The sequence below is a fragment of the Paraburkholderia elongata genome, from assembly GCF_013177735.1.
Taxonomy (GTDB): Bacteria; Pseudomonadota; Gammaproteobacteria; order Burkholderiales; family Burkholderiaceae; genus Paraburkholderia; species Paraburkholderia elongata.
Map to the genome: position 1 here is coordinate 1 of NZ_WOEZ01000265.1, position 15573 is coordinate 15573.

General features: G+C 63.0%; 19 protein-coding genes. 9 read left to right on the top strand and 10 right to left on the bottom strand.

Annotation, left to right across the window (positions count from 1 at the left end; all coding sequences use genetic code 11):
• Positions 1-427: 427 nt before the first annotated feature.
• Genes GNZ13_RS44320 through GNZ13_RS44335 form a run of 4 tightly spaced genes read right to left on the bottom strand, consistent with a single transcriptional unit; the run spans position 428 to position 4709 of the window.
• On the bottom strand, positions 428-1870 hold the full coding sequence (locus tag GNZ13_RS44320) for an efflux transporter outer membrane subunit (RefSeq protein WP_268959239.1): 1443 nt from the start codon (positions 1868-1870) through the stop codon (positions 428-430).
• Positions 1871-1872: 2 nt separating this feature from the next.
• Positions 1873-2895, bottom strand: a complete 1023-nt coding sequence (locus GNZ13_RS44325; RefSeq protein WP_172176971.1) for an efflux RND transporter periplasmic adaptor subunit — start codon at positions 2893-2895, stop codon at positions 1873-1875.
• A gap of 19 nt (positions 2896-2914) precedes the next feature.
• Complete coding sequence (locus GNZ13_RS44330) at positions 2915-3655, bottom strand: ABC transporter ATP-binding protein (protein WP_172176973.1); 741 nt, start codon at positions 3653-3655, stop codon at positions 2915-2917.
• A 4-nt stretch (positions 3656-3659) separates the two neighbouring features.
• The gene (locus tag GNZ13_RS44335; protein WP_216675260.1) at positions 3660-4709 is read right to left on the bottom strand and encodes an FtsX-like permease family protein; all 1050 of its coding nucleotides are present in this window, start codon (positions 4707-4709) and stop codon (positions 3660-3662) included.
• A 107-nt stretch (positions 4710-4816) separates the two neighbouring features.
• Between GNZ13_RS44335 and GNZ13_RS44340 the strand changes: the two genes are divergently transcribed.
• Entirely contained in the window at positions 4817-4990 is a 174-nt protein-coding gene (locus GNZ13_RS44340) for a hypothetical protein (protein WP_172176977.1), read from the top strand.
• Between the two features lie 33 nt (positions 4991-5023).
• On the opposite strand, the gene GNZ13_RS44345 is transcribed toward GNZ13_RS44340, so the two are convergent.
• Both GNZ13_RS44345 and GNZ13_RS44350 read right to left on the bottom strand, forming a co-directional pair.
• Entirely contained in the window at positions 5024-6424 is a 1401-nt protein-coding gene (locus tag GNZ13_RS44345) for an MFS transporter (protein WP_172177009.1), read from the bottom strand.
• A 168-nt stretch (positions 6425-6592) separates the two neighbouring features.
• Positions 6593-7108, bottom strand: a complete 516-nt coding sequence (locus tag GNZ13_RS44350; RefSeq protein ID WP_172176979.1) for a cupin domain-containing protein — start codon at positions 7106-7108, stop codon at positions 6593-6595.
• Between the two features lie 120 nt (positions 7109-7228).
• Here GNZ13_RS44350 and GNZ13_RS44355 point away from each other — a divergent pair, with 120 nt between their 5' ends.
• The 4 genes from GNZ13_RS44355 (at position 7229) to GNZ13_RS44365 (ending at position 9207) form a co-directional block, all read left to right on the top strand.
• Positions 7229-7909 (top strand): TetR/AcrR family transcriptional regulator, encoded by a 681-nt coding sequence (locus GNZ13_RS44355; RefSeq protein ID WP_172176981.1) that lies wholly within the window; start codon positions 7229-7231, stop codon positions 7907-7909.
• A 195-nt stretch (positions 7910-8104) separates the two neighbouring features.
• Positions 8105-8296, top strand: coding sequence for a Rossmann-fold NAD(P)-binding domain-containing protein (locus GNZ13_RS54505; protein ID WP_407945701.1), 192 nt, complete (start codon positions 8105-8107; stop codon positions 8294-8296).
• The gene (locus GNZ13_RS44360; RefSeq protein ID WP_328807387.1) at positions 8293-8646 is read left to right on the top strand and encodes an SDR family oxidoreductase; all 354 of its coding nucleotides are present in this window, start codon (positions 8293-8295) and stop codon (positions 8644-8646) included. The genes GNZ13_RS54505 and GNZ13_RS44360 overlap by 4 nt, the downstream gene beginning before the upstream one ends.
• Before the next feature lie 135 nt (positions 8647-8781).
• Positions 8782-9207, top strand: a complete 426-nt coding sequence (locus GNZ13_RS44365) for a hypothetical protein (RefSeq protein ID WP_236002456.1) — start codon at positions 8782-8784, stop codon at positions 9205-9207.
• Positions 9208-10298: 1091 nt separating this feature from the next.
• On the opposite strand, the gene GNZ13_RS44370 is transcribed toward GNZ13_RS44365, so the two are convergent.
• Positions 10299-10547: a hypothetical protein gene (locus tag GNZ13_RS44370; RefSeq protein ID WP_172176954.1), complete on the bottom strand. Its 249-nt coding sequence runs from the start codon at positions 10545-10547 to the stop codon at positions 10299-10301.
• Between GNZ13_RS44370 and GNZ13_RS44375 the strand changes: the two genes are divergently transcribed.
• From GNZ13_RS44375 to GNZ13_RS44385, 3 genes are all read left to right on the top strand, one after another.
• A complete protein-coding gene (locus GNZ13_RS44375; RefSeq protein WP_172176956.1) occupies positions 10546-10815 on the top strand; it encodes a hypothetical protein in 270 nt (89 codons plus the stop codon). The genes GNZ13_RS44370 and GNZ13_RS44375 overlap by 2 nt on opposite strands.
• A gap of 316 nt (positions 10816-11131) precedes the next feature.
• A complete protein-coding gene (locus GNZ13_RS44380) occupies positions 11132-11341 on the top strand; it encodes a hypothetical protein (protein WP_236002455.1) in 210 nt (69 codons plus the stop codon).
• A gap of 212 nt (positions 11342-11553) precedes the next feature.
• A complete protein-coding gene (locus GNZ13_RS44385; RefSeq protein WP_236002454.1) occupies positions 11554-11763 on the top strand; it encodes a hypothetical protein in 210 nt (69 codons plus the stop codon).
• Between the two features lie 98 nt (positions 11764-11861).
• On the opposite strand, the gene GNZ13_RS44390 is transcribed toward GNZ13_RS44385, so the two are convergent.
• A complete protein-coding gene (locus GNZ13_RS44390) occupies positions 11862-12308 on the bottom strand; it encodes a hypothetical protein (protein ID WP_172176960.1) in 447 nt (148 codons plus the stop codon).
• Between the two features lie 367 nt (positions 12309-12675).
• On the opposite strand from GNZ13_RS44390, the gene fliG reads away from it, so the two are divergent.
• A complete protein-coding gene (gene fliG, locus GNZ13_RS44395) occupies positions 12676-13671 on the top strand; it encodes a flagellar motor switch protein FliG (RefSeq protein ID WP_172176962.1) in 996 nt (331 codons plus the stop codon).
• A gap of 159 nt (positions 13672-13830) precedes the next feature.
• Here fliG and GNZ13_RS44400 read toward each other — a convergent pair whose 3' ends face one another.
• Complete coding sequence (locus GNZ13_RS44400) at positions 13831-14250, bottom strand: hypothetical protein (RefSeq protein ID WP_172176985.1); 420 nt, start codon at positions 14248-14250, stop codon at positions 13831-13833.
• A 390-nt stretch (positions 14251-14640) separates the two neighbouring features.
• Positions 14641-15357, bottom strand: a complete 717-nt coding sequence (locus GNZ13_RS44405) for a DUF2968 domain-containing protein (protein ID WP_236002457.1) — start codon at positions 15355-15357, stop codon at positions 14641-14643.
• Positions 15358-15573 lie beyond the last annotated feature (216 nt).

The following is a 15573-nucleotide window of genomic DNA, read 5'->3' on the forward strand; positions in this document are numbered from 1 at the left end:
GTAGAACGCATTAAAGATGTCAATCCGGAAGTCCCGTGTAGGCTGGGTTTTCCAGGACGAGTTGACTAATTATCTTAATAGCGCGGTCGGCTGTGCATCCGCAACTCCGCTCTTACACCGCGTCGCGACTGGCCGTTATCGGGAGGCGCGAACGCCTCTTGTCGACCCGCTGCGGACCTCTGACCCGACGTTGCAGCCGCCTGTTAACCGCTACTTAGCGGACGTTCACTCAGCCGTCTTTTTAACCTTTTGAGCGACGGCTACCGCGACCTTGCTAAAAAGAGGTGTTGCAGCAACACTTCCGCATCTGCGCTTAGACATTCAACGACTTTCAAATTACACGACGAGGTGTAGCGGTTGCAACGTCGCCACTGTTCGGCGTGCCGGTCGACTCGATTAGCAGCCTTGCGTGATGGTGTTCGTCAAGTCATTCATCGTCTGGCCTCCGGTCTTCTGTTGAGAGTCGCGGCCCCGCCGTCTCTTCACGGATGTCCTGCCAGCCGCCGCCGAGCGCTCGATAGAGCGAAACGGAGCCAACGGCGGCATCGGTCTGAGCCTGAACCAGGTCGCGCTCCGTGTCGAGGAGCTGGGTGTGGGCGTCGAGCACGGAAAGAAAGTCCGCCTCGCCTGCCTCGTACAAAGCCTGCGCCAGCACCGACGAAAGCCGCGCCGAGTTGACCGCCAGATTCAGGAGCGCACTGCGCTCGCGTTGCGCGCGCACGTCGGTGTAGGCGGACTCGACATCCTGCAGCGCGTTGAGCAGCGCCTGATCGAACGCGTATTCGGCCTCTCGCAAGGCCGCGTCGTGCGCGGCGATGTTCGCGTGGATCCGGCCGGCATTGAACAGCGGCCAGAATATCCCCAACCCGAGGTTAAACAGGTGGTCCGTTACCGGGGTCATGCTGCGGTACGCGAGGCGATCGATCGAGCCGCCGAAGGACAGGGTGAATTTCGGCAACAGATCCGCTTTCGCGGCACCCAGGCCGGCCGCAGCCGCGTCGATGCGGCGCGCGGCCTGGCGCAGATCGGGGCGACGTTCGAGCACCTCACCAGGCGCCCGGTGCGGCAGCACGGGCGACACCGGCGGAATCGGCGACGCCTCGCGCAGTTCGCGCTCGATCGATTCCGGCGGGTCCCCGCTGAGCACGGCCAGCGTGCCGAGATGATCGTCTATCTGCTGCTGCACCCCGGGCACCGAAGCCTGCGCTTGCTGAAGCTGTGTCTGCGCCCGCGCCACGTCGAGGTCCGAAGCCAATCCGGCTCGATAGCGCACTTGCGTCAGTTGCAGCGTGTCGGCGCGCACCGCGATGTTCTCCTCGAGAATCGCGCGCTGGCGTTGCAGTCCGCGCAACTGCATATAGGCGGTTGCGACATTCGCAATCAGCGCGACTTCGAAATCGCGCCGCGCCTCGTTCGTCGCTTCCGCCTGGGCGGTCGCGGCGAGCGCGGCGAGCTGGTTGCCGCCAAAGATGTCGACGACCCAGGTGCCGCTGACGCCGACACCCGCATCAGAGGCGATGCCCGCCGGAGGAGGCTGGTGCGACCGTTGCCGGCTCGCGCTCGCGCTGACGTCCAGCTCGGGGAACAGATCGCTCCGGGAGATGATGCTCTGCGCGCGCGCCTGGCGCGTGCGCTCGACGGCTGCTTTCAGGTCGTAGTTGCGCGCCAGTGCCTTGTCGATGAGGGCGCGCAGTTGCGCGTCCGCAAAGTTGCTCCACCACTGCGCGAGTTCGGCGGTATCGTCGCCTGCGCTCGACGCACGCCAGGCGGACGGCAAACCCGCCGCCGCGGCGGCGACGGATTCGTTCTTCGGCATGCTGACGCAACCACAAAGTGCAAGCAGCGCGAGAACGCAGAAGAGCCTGGGCATTGTCACGGCGCAGCCTCGTGTGAGTTGACAGCGCGGTCCCTGGCGGACGCGGGGGACATGCCGGCACCCATCGACGAGACGGGCAGCGCCGGCGCATCGATATACACGTCCATCAACTCGCCGTCGTAGACGGGTCCGGGGCCAGCGATGCGGTAGATCACCTGCAAGACCCGCGTGTCGATCCGTTCGGTGGTATCGCCGGACAGGTTCCGCTTCGGTATCAGGCGCGGCTCCAGCCGGACGAATTCCAGCGGAATGTGGCGGCTCGCGTCGCCACGCGGCGACGCGTAGGCTTTCCGTTCGGGCGCGAACCGGGGCGCGTCCTCTTCGGCCACATCGACGCGCATGTGCATGGCCGACGTGTCCCCCATCACCACGAGCGGAGACGCGGCCGGCACCGTGGCGTATTCACCGGGTCGAATGTTGACCTTGAGGATCTGGCCATCGATCGGCGCAACCACCACCCGCCGCGTCAGGTCGCTGCGGGTCTCGGCCAGCGCCGCTTCAGCGCGCGTCAGCGCGGCACGGTTCGCCGCGAGTTGCGCCTTGGCGGCATCGGCCGCGATGCGGCGGCGCTGGAGGTCCTCTTCGCGAATCGCGCGGCGATCGGTGACGTTTTCGATCATCGTCAGCTGCACGCGAGCATCCGCCAGCGCCGCCTCGCCGACCGCCACTGCGGCGCGCGCGCTGGTCACCTCGGCCTCGCGCACCGGGATTTGCGCGGCAAGCTCGCGGCTGTCCTGCTCCCACAGCACGTCTCCGGCGCGAACGTACTGCTGCGCCCTGACCCGTACCACGGTCACTTGTCCCGGCACGACCGGCGCCACGCCAATGTCCTCCGACTTCGGTTCGACCAGACCCTCGGCGCCGATCGAGCGCGCGAAGCTGCTCGCGGGAGGCGTGACGGGTGGCGGGGCGTGCTGTTCCCCGCGGATGTTCTTCGCCACCAGAAAGACGCCGCCGACGAACGACACGATTGCCACGCCGGAAAGAATCGTTTTCAGACTGGATCTGTGCATGGACATGACGGACTCCTGATGACCTTCAATGCATGCGGTCGGGGACCGACGGCGGCCGGAAGCTGGCGGACCCGTTGCCATTCGCGCGGCGCACGATGCGGCCGTCTTCCATGTAGGTGATCGAGTCAGCGAACTCGAAAATGCGGTTGTCGTGCGTGACGATCACTACGGCCCGATCGGGCGAGACCGCCACGCCGCGAAGCAGCTCCATGACGGCATGGCCGGATTCGGCGTCGAGCGACGCCGTGGGCTCGTCGCAAACGATCAGGCGCGGCTCGTTGATCAGCGAGCGCGCGATGGCGACGCGCTGTAGCTGACCGCCAGACAACTCGACCGGCATCGCGTCGGCACGCGCGCCGAGCCCGAGCGTGTGCAGCAGCGCGCGGCCGCGCTCGGTGGCCGCGCGGCGCGGCACATCCGCGGCGTAGAGCGGCAGCGCGGCGTTCTCTGCGGCCGTTAGCGCCGGCAGCAGGTTGTACTGCTGGAAAATGAAGCCGATGTTCTGGAGCCGGAACCGATTGGCTCGTTCGCCGCGCAGCGCATGCAACGCTTCGCCGAGGATCTCCACGGTGCCGGCGCTCGCGTCGAGCAGTCCGGTCAGGACCATCAGCAGCGTGGTCTTGCCGCAGCCGCTCTGTCCGACCAGCATGCTGATCTCGCCGAGCGGCACATCCCAGTCGACGCCGCGCAGCGCGCGCACGGCGGTCTCGCCGGCGCCGAACACCTTCTCCACCTGGCGACAACGCACCGCATAGCCGGTACTCATGGCTTCAGGCCCGGAAAACGATGGCAGGCTCGAGCAGCAGCACTTTGCGGATGCTGAGCAGGCTCGCGAGGATGACGACCACGAAGATGACCACGCCGACGCCCACCGCGTTCTGCCACATCAGGATGATTCCGCGCGTCGCCGTCTTGTGCAGTGTCACTTCGAAAAACGTCGCGCCCAGGCCGAGCCCCAACCCGTACCCGATGGCCGCCACGATCAGCGCCTGCATGACGATCAGCCCGACGAGGCGCCGGTTGGACACGCCGATCGCCTTCAGCGCGCCGAACTGGCGCAGGTTTTCGATCGTGAAGATGTAAAACGTCTGGCCGGCGACGACCGTGCCCACGATGAGCGCGATGGCAATCGTGATGCCGAAGTTGACCGGGATGCCGGTGTTTCTCAGGTAGTAATGCATCGTCTGCCAGAAGAAGCCGTCTTGCGTCGCGGCCCGCAGGCCCGTCGCCCGGCTGACGCGCTCGGCGAGCTGCTCGGCGCTGATGCCCGGCTTCGGGGCGGCCAGCACGACGGACAGATATCGGCTTTCGCGGCCGATCAGTTGAACGGCGAGGCTGTAGCGTGCGTAGATGACTGGGAACGTTGCGAATGGCGCACCGGCATCGGAAATCGCGCCGATGACCACGCGATGGTCGTTCATCTCGAGCGTGCGGCCGAGCTGCAGCGGCTGCCCGGGAAAGAAGAAATCGTAACCAGCCTTGTCGAGCACAATCGTATCGGGCTGGCGCAACGCTTCCATCGAGCCGAGCACGATCTTGCGCACCGCCCCGGTCAGCGTCGCGTCGTCCACGCCCATCAGCACGCACTGCCGGAACGTGCCGTCGGCCGCCTTGGCCCGCGCGGAGCCTTTGTACAGCGGCACCGCCCAGCTCACGCCATCGACGCCGCGCACCCGGAACAACTGGTTGTCGGTCATCGGCGCAATCTCGTCGGCGTACGGAGTTTTCGGGTCCATGACCCAGACCGGTGCGTCGATAACGTCGAGGATCTGGCTGCCGGTGCGCGACATGATGCCGGCGAAGATCGAAGTCTGGTTCATCAGCAGAAACGACGAGAACGCGAGCGAAAAGATGAGGCCGAACAACTTCGCGCGGTCTCCGAAAAGCATTTGCACGGCGACGTATCTCATGATGTCGGAGCTAAAATATGACGAATGTCATAATCCGCGCTGAAAGCAGGCCGTTGCCTGAGTCCCGCGACCTCGCGGTCCACGGCCTCTCCGCGGTCCAGGGCGCGGGCGTACTCGTGCAGGCGTTCTACGACCCGCGGTATGTCGTGCGTGAGGGCAACCGTCTCAAGGAGTGGGTCCGCTCGCTCTAGGATGTCCTAACCGCCTCGGCGCTTAGCGCCCGTTCAGCGCTCGATCACGGGCTCTACCTCGGCCAATGCTTTGCGGCTCGTTCGAGGTGTCATGCGCAGCGCGGCGAATACCGCGAGCAAGTACGCGCTCGCGGCGACCCACCACACGCGTTGAAAGGCCTCGTGCGTCGCCGCAAACCCCCGCGGGTGCCCGATTAACGCCACGAGCAAACTCACGCCGAGCACACCACCGACCTGGCGCGCCATGGTGACGATCGCGCTGCCCGTCGCAGCGCGCGACCCAGGCAAATCCACGGTCGCGCACGACAGTATCGTGGGCATGGCGAGCCCCACTCCCGCGCTGGAAATCATCCAGCCAGGCAGCACCGCACCCAGAACGTCGGGCTGCGCTCGCACACTGCTGAGCACCATCCAGGCGCCGCTCGCGCACAACACGCAACCGAGCGCGGCGATGGCTCCCGCGGGCAATTTGCGCGTCAAGCGCTGACCCACTGCGGCAAAGATCGGCACCATCAGCGGCCCCGGCGCAATCGCGAGCCCGGTGCGCAGCGCCGAAAAGTGCCAGACCTGCTGCATCCACAGAATGTTCGCGAGCAGATTCGCGCCAAAGCCGATGCTGAACCAGAGCATCGTCACGTTCGACCACAAGAACGCCGGCACACGCAGCAAGAGCGGCTCCACCACCGGCGAGGCGTGCGATCGCGAACGCCCCGCGAACACCGCCATGAGCGCCAGCGACACCAGCACGGCGCTCAGCGTGGGTGTCGTCACGTAGCCCCATTCCGGCGCTTTCACGAGCGCCAGCGAGAGCGCCGCGATCGCTACGGTGAGCACACCTGCACCGAACACGTCTGGCAGCGCCTCGGGCTTTTCGAGGCGCTGCTCCGGCACCACGCGGCGCGCGAACGCGAGCGTCAGCACACCGATCGGCAAGTTGACCAAGAACACCCAGCGCCAAGACGCCAACACCAAAAGACCGCCAATCACAGGCCCTGCCGCGGCTGCCAGCGCCGCCGTCGCCGCCCAAATGCGGACCGCGCGCGGCCGTTGCTCCGGGGGCGTCGCATGCAACAGGAGGCCCAAGCTGGTCGGCGTAAGCAACGCCGCACCGAGTGCTTGCAGCACGCGACCGAGCACCAACACCAGCAAACCCGGGCTCGCGGCACATGCGCCGCTCGCGAGCGTGAACAGACCGAGACCGATCAGAAAGCCGCGCTTCGGCCCGAAGCGATCGGCGGCGCGACCGAGCGGCACCAACGTCGCCGCGTACACGATGGCGTAACCGTTCAGTACCCAACTCAGGCTGCTCAGCGACGCACCGGCAAAGTCGCGACCGATGTCATCGAAGGCGACGTTGACGATGAACAGGTCGAGGCCGGCCATGAACGCGGCCAGTGACAGAACGGCAAGAATGGCTCCGGGCGAAGCGCGCATCACGAACCTCTCGAGTCTTCATGGGCATGTGCCCTTACTTGAGCTGAACACAGCAAAAGACGCCTATTCAACCGTCAGGAAAATCGGATCAAGCAACACGCGATCGGGGACTCATGAATAGGCCGCCTGTAACCACAGCGGTCCTCCCGAGTCATGGCAATCGCCACCTCACGCGCAGGCCGGATCCCAACGGCGGTGGGCTCCGATGATGAAAGCAGCCAGGATGGCCGGCACGTCCCCAACCACGCGCCAACGGTGGCGAGTTCCGTTCTGCACCACGACATCGCCGGCAGACAGCACCACCTCCGCGCCATCGTCGAGCTCGAGTGCCATGGTGCCGGAGAGAATGACCCCGAAATCTGTCGTGTCGGTCCTGTGAAAGCCGTCGTTAGCTCCACCGGATCCGTCGCCATCCTCGAGGTGCATCTCGGGAGTGGGTTCTGGTGCAATGAACTTTCCCGGCGAGTACGTCCCTATGATGTAGCGGATGCCACCTACGGGTGGGAATATGTCGGGCGCCCCAGGATTCTTCCCCGCGTTCGGGTAGGTTGCGGGCTCATTGGCATTCCAGAGGAAGGCGAGCTCTCCTAGGCCAAGGATGGGCGTCCCATCGACTTGCTCGTCTTGCACAAAAACGGACCGACCCTTGGCATCAAAGCCGGTGACAACGGTGCGTACCTTCATTCCCTGTCTCCTTTTCGTCCGACTTGTTTCTTTCGCGCGCGTGCGCGTTTCCTGCGTGCGAGTTTCTAACTAAGTCGTATAATAATCTCCGAGCAACGGACGTCAAGGGATTTTTAACCGATGAGTAAAGAACTCGCTCGCCCTCGCGGCAGGCCCCGAGGCTTTGACGAACGCGAGGCGCTCGAAAAAGCCGTTCGAGTCTTCTGGACGAAGGGGTACGACGCCGTGACCATCGACGACCTCGTCGCCGGCATGGGCGTCGTTCGGCCGAGCCTGTACGCAATCTTCGGCGACAAGGCCACGCTCTTCATGCGGTGCCTTGAGGCGTACGCCGAGCACCTCGGCGCTGGCGCCTCCAAGGCACTGCTCGGCCCTCCGCGTGTCAGCGACGGGATCCGTGACTTTCTGAGTCATATTGTCGAAAGCGCCACCACGGACGATTCACCCCGGGGCTGCCTCGTGGGTTGCGTCGCGCCGGCGGTCGACGACCCCAAGGTCCGGGATTTCCTGGCTCGGGCCAATGCGCGGGCTGTGGCGCTCGTTGAGCAGCGGTTGCGCCGCGGGGTCGACGCGGGGGAGTTGCCGCGCGACTTCGCGACAGCGATGCGCGCGCGCCAGGTGGTCGACCTCTCGAGGGGTCTGGTTATCCGTGCACGAGTCGGTGCCTCTCGCGCGGAACTGTTGCGCGACGCAAAGGACGCGGCCGCCCTGGTGCTCGAACCCAAGGGCGCGCAACCGCGCGGCAAGAGAACGCCCCACACGCCGGGCGCGCGCCAGTACGAGACAAAGAGCCGATCATGAACAGCCGGGACGCGATCTCTGCCTCGAGCCTCGGAGACTCGCCGCGTTCACGGCGGGAGCTGCGAAGCATGTTCCTCCGGACGTGTTCGCCACCCTCGGAGCCGAACTCCGGAAGCTCGCCGACTCGGGGATCGCAGAGCGCTCGGTCCATGCAGGATCCAAGGCTCCCGACTTCTCGCTCCCCGATGCCACATCCTGATCAACAACGCCGGCGCGTATGCCAGTCGAACCTGGTTCGATACCACTCCAGAAAGCTGGCGCGCCTTCTATGAAGAGGACGTACTGTCGGCCATCCGCCTGATTCTGCGGATTGCGCCGGGCATGCGCGAAGCCGGGTGGGGTCGCATCGCAAACGTTGCAACCGGGCATCCGCGCCGCAGGTGGTGATGGCGGACTACGCGGCTGCCAAAGCTGCCCTGCTCAATGCGACGGTCAGCCGTGCCAAGGCACTCGCGGGTACCGGCGTCACGGCCAACACGATCTCGCCCGGACTGATCGCGACCGATGGGGTCCAGCAGGTGCTGCGCGCGGAGGCGCAAGCTCGTGGTTGGGGGGAGGACTGGGACGTGATTCAGCAGCGTTGGATGGCCGACGTTTTTCACAACCATTTCGTTTCGCGCCTGGGCACGGTGGAGGAGGTCGCCGATCTCGTCGCTTTCATTGCCAGTCCGCGTGCGGACTACATACAAGGGGCGAACCTTCGCATAGACGAGGGGCTCGTGCCGTCGATCAACTGAGGATGGGTTGCGAAATCGGGGCGTCAGCGACGCGACACTGCACTGGAACTAGCGTTATCGCTGGAAAGCTACGCCCGAACCTGCCGGACAATGATGCATAAGGCCACCTGGGCAGCAGCGGAGCCAGTCGGCCATATGAACCGCGAAGCCAGTAAAGGCGTTTCCATTCCCGCCTTTGCCTACCCGGACAGGCTTCACTGGCATGTCTTGAGCCGCAAAGTTATCTCCGAGCTCCGTGAGTATCCGGCGACAGTGCACGCCGCTCGGGAGTATGTGGAAGCGTTTCGCGAATTCGGCGAGCCAATCGACCTTTGTGGTCAGGTTGAATACGAATGTGCGAAGGCTGCGATGGCAGCGCTAGCACTTGCTCGGGCCACGCGCCGGCGGCACGGAGCCGCGAGGTGGAAGCCGGGCACCAAAGACTCGGCTCTGGAGCGCGAACTGTCCGACTTCATCGCGAACGCTGAAGAAAAGCGCAAGGAGTCGCTCGAGCGTCGAATGGAGTCTACAGTCGGTCGGCGAGTTGACGTGCAACGGTTCAAACAGGTGCTAAGCGCCTGAAACATCGCGAGCTCGGATCCCCCCGCGCGGATAGTTTCCGTAACCGACCCGATATAGATAGTCCGTCCCGCTTTCATCGATACTGGTGGGACTGGCAGCTCGCTGCCAGTCGAGGCGGGACATGCACTCGTGGACTACGAATAAGTCGACCCAAACGCCTGGAAGATTGCCGCTTTAGCTTCGACCCATCATTCGCCCTTCTCCTCGCAATCTGTCCCGAAAAAAAAGATTGAACGGAGATCTATGGTTTCGGAGGCCGGTGCCGATAAGACCGCTCATAAATCCCCCGCCAGACGAGGCTTCCCAATGCCATTTGATTTTATCGCCAGCCGCCCGACCCGATTAAAACGTACTCTCGTTATCCTGGTTGGCTGTACAGGTGTACTTGCCAGCTTGTCGATTTGGGGCCGGGTGCCCGCCGATGTACTCGCTGACGCGGATAGAGAGGTCGCCCACTTCGGCCCTGCACTAGTGGGCACCGCGTGTCCGGTCGAAGGAGCAGTCTCAAGGGACGCCCGCGGTACCTTTCTCATGTGTTGGAAACAGGTCTGGAGCAAGCCGTAGACCCTACTCCATATCGCCCCGGCGTCTCTGGCGTAACGCATGGCGGACAACCGGGATTTTCTGATTGAAGGTCCGGCACGAGGCTAGACGCAACGGAAGAAGACCAGAGCGTCGTGTGCCTTGCGTCCGAACGCATGTGACCGAAGCTTCGGTTAGGGAGCGTACCCGAAGATGCGCCCGTCGCAATGCGCGCAATGCACTCGCTCGGCGAACCGGTCGATGTACCGGTCCGCAACCCACAGTGGCGGTGCTCGCTATCAACGAATTCTCCCGCTATCAACGAATTCTCCAATGGAAAGACTCTTCCGGGTCCGTAGATTCGCACGAGCGCTCGCCCACACGCTGACGAAAAAAGCCGACAGGTCGTGTCGGCTGAAGGATTCTGGCTGTTCCGAAGGCCCATGCCAGAACCTGTGCAGCGCAGACTATTGCACGCACTGTCTGGCTCCCATGCGCATGGCATGCTGGCACAGGGTTTACCCCCGTCAAAATATAGGAATGGATGCCGTAATACATGTTGATTTCATTCATGCCGTGACGGCGGGTCGAACATGGAAAGGCAAACGTTTGCCCAAAAACTGTGGCTGCCATTGCTCCCAAACCTCGTCTGTTTGACCGCCATCAAGGGATTCGACGTATGGCTGTTGCACCAGGCGCATCGAACGAACAGAGCGTCGATACCCGGGCGCGATCGCGCGTTTCAAGGCGGCCATGACACACACTTCAAGATGCTTCGGGCTGACATCCTTATCTGCCCGCTGAGGAAAGTTCAACATGTTCGACGCCGAAGTTGCCGCGACGCTCCTGAACCGGTGGGACCGTAAACGCACATACCCAGGAGATCAGTCATCGCTGGATCTCTTGCAGGAAGGCAAGCTGCATTTCAGGCATGAGGGCGGCGATGTCCACGCACATGGTACTGACGCAGACCGGCGTCTTCGCGTTGAATGCCTGACGTTCACCGACGGCTCCCGCGCCTTGCGCGTCACCGGTGCAGATGGACAAGGCGGCTGGACGCGGTGGACTGCTGCTGAGCCGGAGTGAAAGCGGGAAACGGGCGCACGTACTCACTACCCGGTATCGAAGGAGAAAGCCGATGTCGACATGGACTGATGGCACTCTGGGTTGGCTCTTCGTCCTCGCCTACGTCCTGATGGTGATATGGCTAAATTACCGGTAGCAGATGTTGTGTCACATGGAGCGTGTGTCGCATCCCAGCGGATGCCTGAGCGCCGTCGACGTCGAGCAGGCTGATGGAAACAGCCACTGATCGCTTGCGAATGAGGTGTCTGCTGCGGTCCACGACAGCTCGCGTGACATTCCGGATTTCAGAGGATCGCGAAAGGAGATGAACGTGAACATGGTGAAGACCGAGATTGGACAACTGGAGAAGGCACTGAACGCTCTGGTTTGTCGCCCACGACTTATCCGTCGCGACTACTGGATATCGCAGATCGAGTGCCTGCTGACACGCCCTGGGCTGTCGGCGCAGGACCGGCAACGACTCCGCGCGCTACTCAACCTGCTCGGCACTCCCGTCGCGGGATGTAGTGTCTCACTACAGCAGTGACCGGCGTCGCAGAGTCTTTGAGTATGGTCACGACAAGCGCGCTGATTCCCTGAACACGCCTGCCGCAGTTGCATCAATTGCTGCTGGTGTCACACGTCAGAAATTCGCGGACAACGTTGTGCGGCACCAGGCATCGTCGCGTCGGCTGATTGCCTGCAGTGTCCGCGCGATCATGTACGGCGAACGCGTCTATTGAGCTTTCGGAAATCATGATGTTTAACGAGTCGAAATACGTATCGCTAATGTATGAACAGGGCCTGGACCAGTGGACGCGTGCCTGGTACGGCGAAGCCGTTGAAGCGGGATTTATCCGCCCGCACTATCATCCCGACCCTGTGACCATAAAGCGTCTTCGGGGCTATTTCGGCGCGGGCCTGTCGCCCTTCGAAGCCGCCCAGGCGTGTTTTGGCCGCAAACACTAAAGTAAGCCGGCTATTGCTTCCCCATCCGGTAGCCACATCTGCACGAAAGGCAGAAAGCGACCTGAACAGTCCAGCGAATTTCTCATCCACAACACTTGTCACGCCCGCATGAGCGCCACCTCGACCGGCATCTCACAAACACCGCTACCCAGTCCAGATTTGCACCGGCTGGCTAACATCTCACGTCCCGCCCGTTCCCCAAGAGGTCGCAAGGCTTCGTCGAGAACGGATCTCGCGGTCACACCCCTGGCGGATTTGTCGAGGGCATGCTGATGACGCGCACGCAGCCGGGCTGCAGCGAAGGCTGCGTTGTGTTGCCACCAGAAGTCACCACGGCGCTCAAAAACCTCTACATTGTTTCGAGCGCGCTCGCGCAGCGAGGCACTCACGCTCAGGAAATCCGGGATTCCCAATGGCGGGCAATGTTTCAACGGGCTCACGAGGCGAAGACGGCGCTCGAGCAGCACGGGGAGAGAGCTGAAACACATGCGATTGTGCTGCTTCGACAGATGACACAGGCATGCCAGGGTCTGGTTGATCGGCACGCGGCCCGCCAGGAGATTCCCTTCGCCGTGTGGCGCGAAGTGGGCAGGCTTGGGCACGATGCTTACGAGTGGGTCAACCTGAACGTACCTCGCCGCCGAGGCACCGACGCATGAATCCCGCACCGTTCAGGTCAGCGTACCGTGCCGGACTTAAAGCGGACCGGCTCGCGCAACGTGTCCGGCATGTACTTCCGGCACGCCCTGGCTGGCCCACGGTCCGTCGCCCTTTAAGGTCTCCGGGAGGCATGCGACCGACGGATGGAGCATTGCTCCCAACGTCTGGACAACAACTGAACGGCGCGCGCTTGCCGGGACAAAGAGATCAGAAGATCGCTGCAATCGTTGTTAGCAAGTCACGGAGCGGCCAGTGAACGCCGAAGGGATCAACAAGGCCGCGTTGCTACTGATGTCGCTCGGTGAAGACGAGGCGGCCGAAGCCTTCCGGTTCCTCGACCCACGTGAGGTGCAGAAGATCAGCATCGCGATGGCCGCGCTGAAAAACGTCACGCGCGGTGCCGTCGACACAGTACTGCAAGACTTCATCAAGGAAGCAGAAACGCACACGACCTTGTCGCTTGACTCGAAGGATTACATCCGGTCGGTGCTGACCAGGGCGCTCGGCGAAGACAAGGCTGGCAACGTCATCGACCGTATTCTGCTCGGTGACGACGTTGGCGGCATCGAAGGCCTGAAGTGGATGGATGCGCCAGCCGTCGCGGAACTGATCAAAAACGAACACCCGCAAATCATCGCAACCATCCTCGTGCACCTGGACCCGGAGCAGGCTTCTGACGTACTCGAATGCTTCACCGAACGGACGCGCAACGACGTGCTGCTGCGCATCGCCACGCTCGACGGCATCCAGCCGGCTGCATTGCGCGAACTCGACGAAGTGATGACCGAGTTGCTGTCTGGCAGCGGTAACGTGAAACGCAAGGCGGTTGGCGGCGTTCGCGCGGCAGCGGAAATCCTCAACTACCTGTCAATCCAGCACGAAGAATCGGTAATCGACAACGTACGCAGCTACGACGACGATCTCGCGCAAAGGATCATTGACGAGATGTTCACGTTCGAGAACCTGGTCGAGCTTGATGATCGCGCGATCCGGCTGCTGCTCAGGGAAGTTGGCACGGAGACACTGGGGATCGCACTGAAGGTCGGGCCGCCCGAGCTGCGTCAGAAATTCATGGCGAATATGTCGCAACGCGCGGCGGAGCTGTTTTCCGAAGATATGGACGCACGCGGCCCGGTGCGCCTCTCGGAAGTCGAAGCACAACAGCGCAAGGTTCTGCAGGTCGCGCGCGACCTTGCCGGAAGCGGCGAGATAGCGCTTGGTGACAAGGCTGACGACATGTATGTCTGAAGTGCCTCCCTGCGCGAACATCAGCGATGAGAATCGGGGATACCGCCCGACTACGCCACTGGCTGCCGTCGGCAGGCATGCGCGCTCTTTCATTCCTGCTGCGCCGACGTTGGCTGGTGGGATGCGGGTCGCACCATGTACGGTTCGAACGACGACTGGTTACGCAGCCTTATGGATATCTGACCTGCCCGCTGACGGTGCCCGGGCGGCCTGGAGCATCCGCCTGTTCGCTTTCTCCACGACATGAAATGGAGCCACACGCATTTGCAGCTCATGCAGCGTCAGGAGGTCAGCCAGAAGGTCGAACGTCGCCTCGTCTATGCCGCTGACCCCCGTGATTTCCGCTATCCGGTTACAACGGACTAACGCTTCCTGTACCTCAGCCATGGCGTCTTGACAAGCCTCGCCGTAGCCCGCATCGAGCAGGTAGCAGGTGATGACGATAATCCCTGCCATCGCGCTGAAATGACGCGCATCGCCGCGCCCCTGCCGAAGGACGGCCAGGGTAATGTGATATCCAATGAACAGGTCACGTGTGATTTCAGTTGGCAACGGGAGCAATCGCGTGGTCGCTGGCATCGGGTTAGCGCCGTTGCGTTTGGCCAGAGACGACCTCGAACTGGAGCGTGGCATCGTGAGGGGGTGGTGTCCAGGGTCCCTGCTATATCGGCATGAAATCCGTCTGACTTCAGTTTCTTCTGCGGTGACCGTGAAAAGACGTCGATGGCGCTGGATACAGGTTCGGCCACGGCTCCTACTGAACCTGGCCGTCGAGGCCGCCCATGCCGGGGGAGCAATTCCGCGGCCTCGTGGTGGCGCAGAGCGAAGTGCCCTCTCGCGCAGCGCGAGCATTGACCACGAGATTCGCGGCCTGTCGCAGCGCGACTGTCGCGCGAGGCATCGGTGAACGAACAATTCCCCGAGCGGCGAACCGGACGGGGCCGCGCTCCTGCCGGGACAGGCTGAAAATCAGTGTGAGCCCGCCAGGCCGCTTTCCAGCTGGCTCTGGAGTTCGCGTACCTGCCGCTGGGAGACCCGCAACTGGTCCTGGGCGGCCGCCTTCTGCTTCGCGAGCGCAGTGGCTTCGGCACGTGTCTTCTGTTGCTGGTTGGCGACGATTGTCTGCTGCTGACTCGCTACATCGAGATCGGCCTGCAGGCGGTTCGCCCGGTCCTGCGACAGCGCAATCATCCGCTCGGTGAACGCGTTTTGCGCCTCGAGCCGGCTGCGACGAATCTCGACGTCAGATAGCTGCAGCGTCTGGCGCACAAAATCCCTGTAGATCAGGTCGGCACGCGTTGCGTCCTGCGTCTTGATGACGCGCCAGAAATTCTTTTGCTGGAACAGCGCGACGTAGTAGGTCATTTCCTTGCCGTAGAACAGCAGGCTCGCGCCATAGCTGCCGTTGTACGTCGTGCGCAGTTCACTCAGGTCCGAACCGCGGATCATCTGTTGCAGCTCGGCGACGTTGCCGGCGGCGGACTGCTTCGCCTCGTCGGCTGTCAGCACACCGGCCTGCCCCTGCTGTTCTCGCGTCGTGGCCGGCAGTGCCGTCGCCGTGCCCGGCTGGGCAACGACGGCAGCGCTCGCGCCGCTATCTGGCAGTGCTTGCGCATCCGCGCGCTGCACGGCCCCCATCGCGACGAGGGCGGTCAGCGCGAGCTTCTGGGCAAAGGACAGTTTCATACGTTTGCGAACCTCTCATATCGATAGCAACGAGCAGGCAAAACCGCCGACCCGGACGGCCGTAAGTCGATAGCGCCTTCACAGGCTTTAACGGCAATTAAACGGAAACGTTGAGTTGAGAAACGCGGGGATTGAAACGGCGAACCAGAATGTGTTTTGTTCACCTGTCGAGAGTTCGACGAACTCCAATCTCGCAGATACCTGCTGCTCAGAACG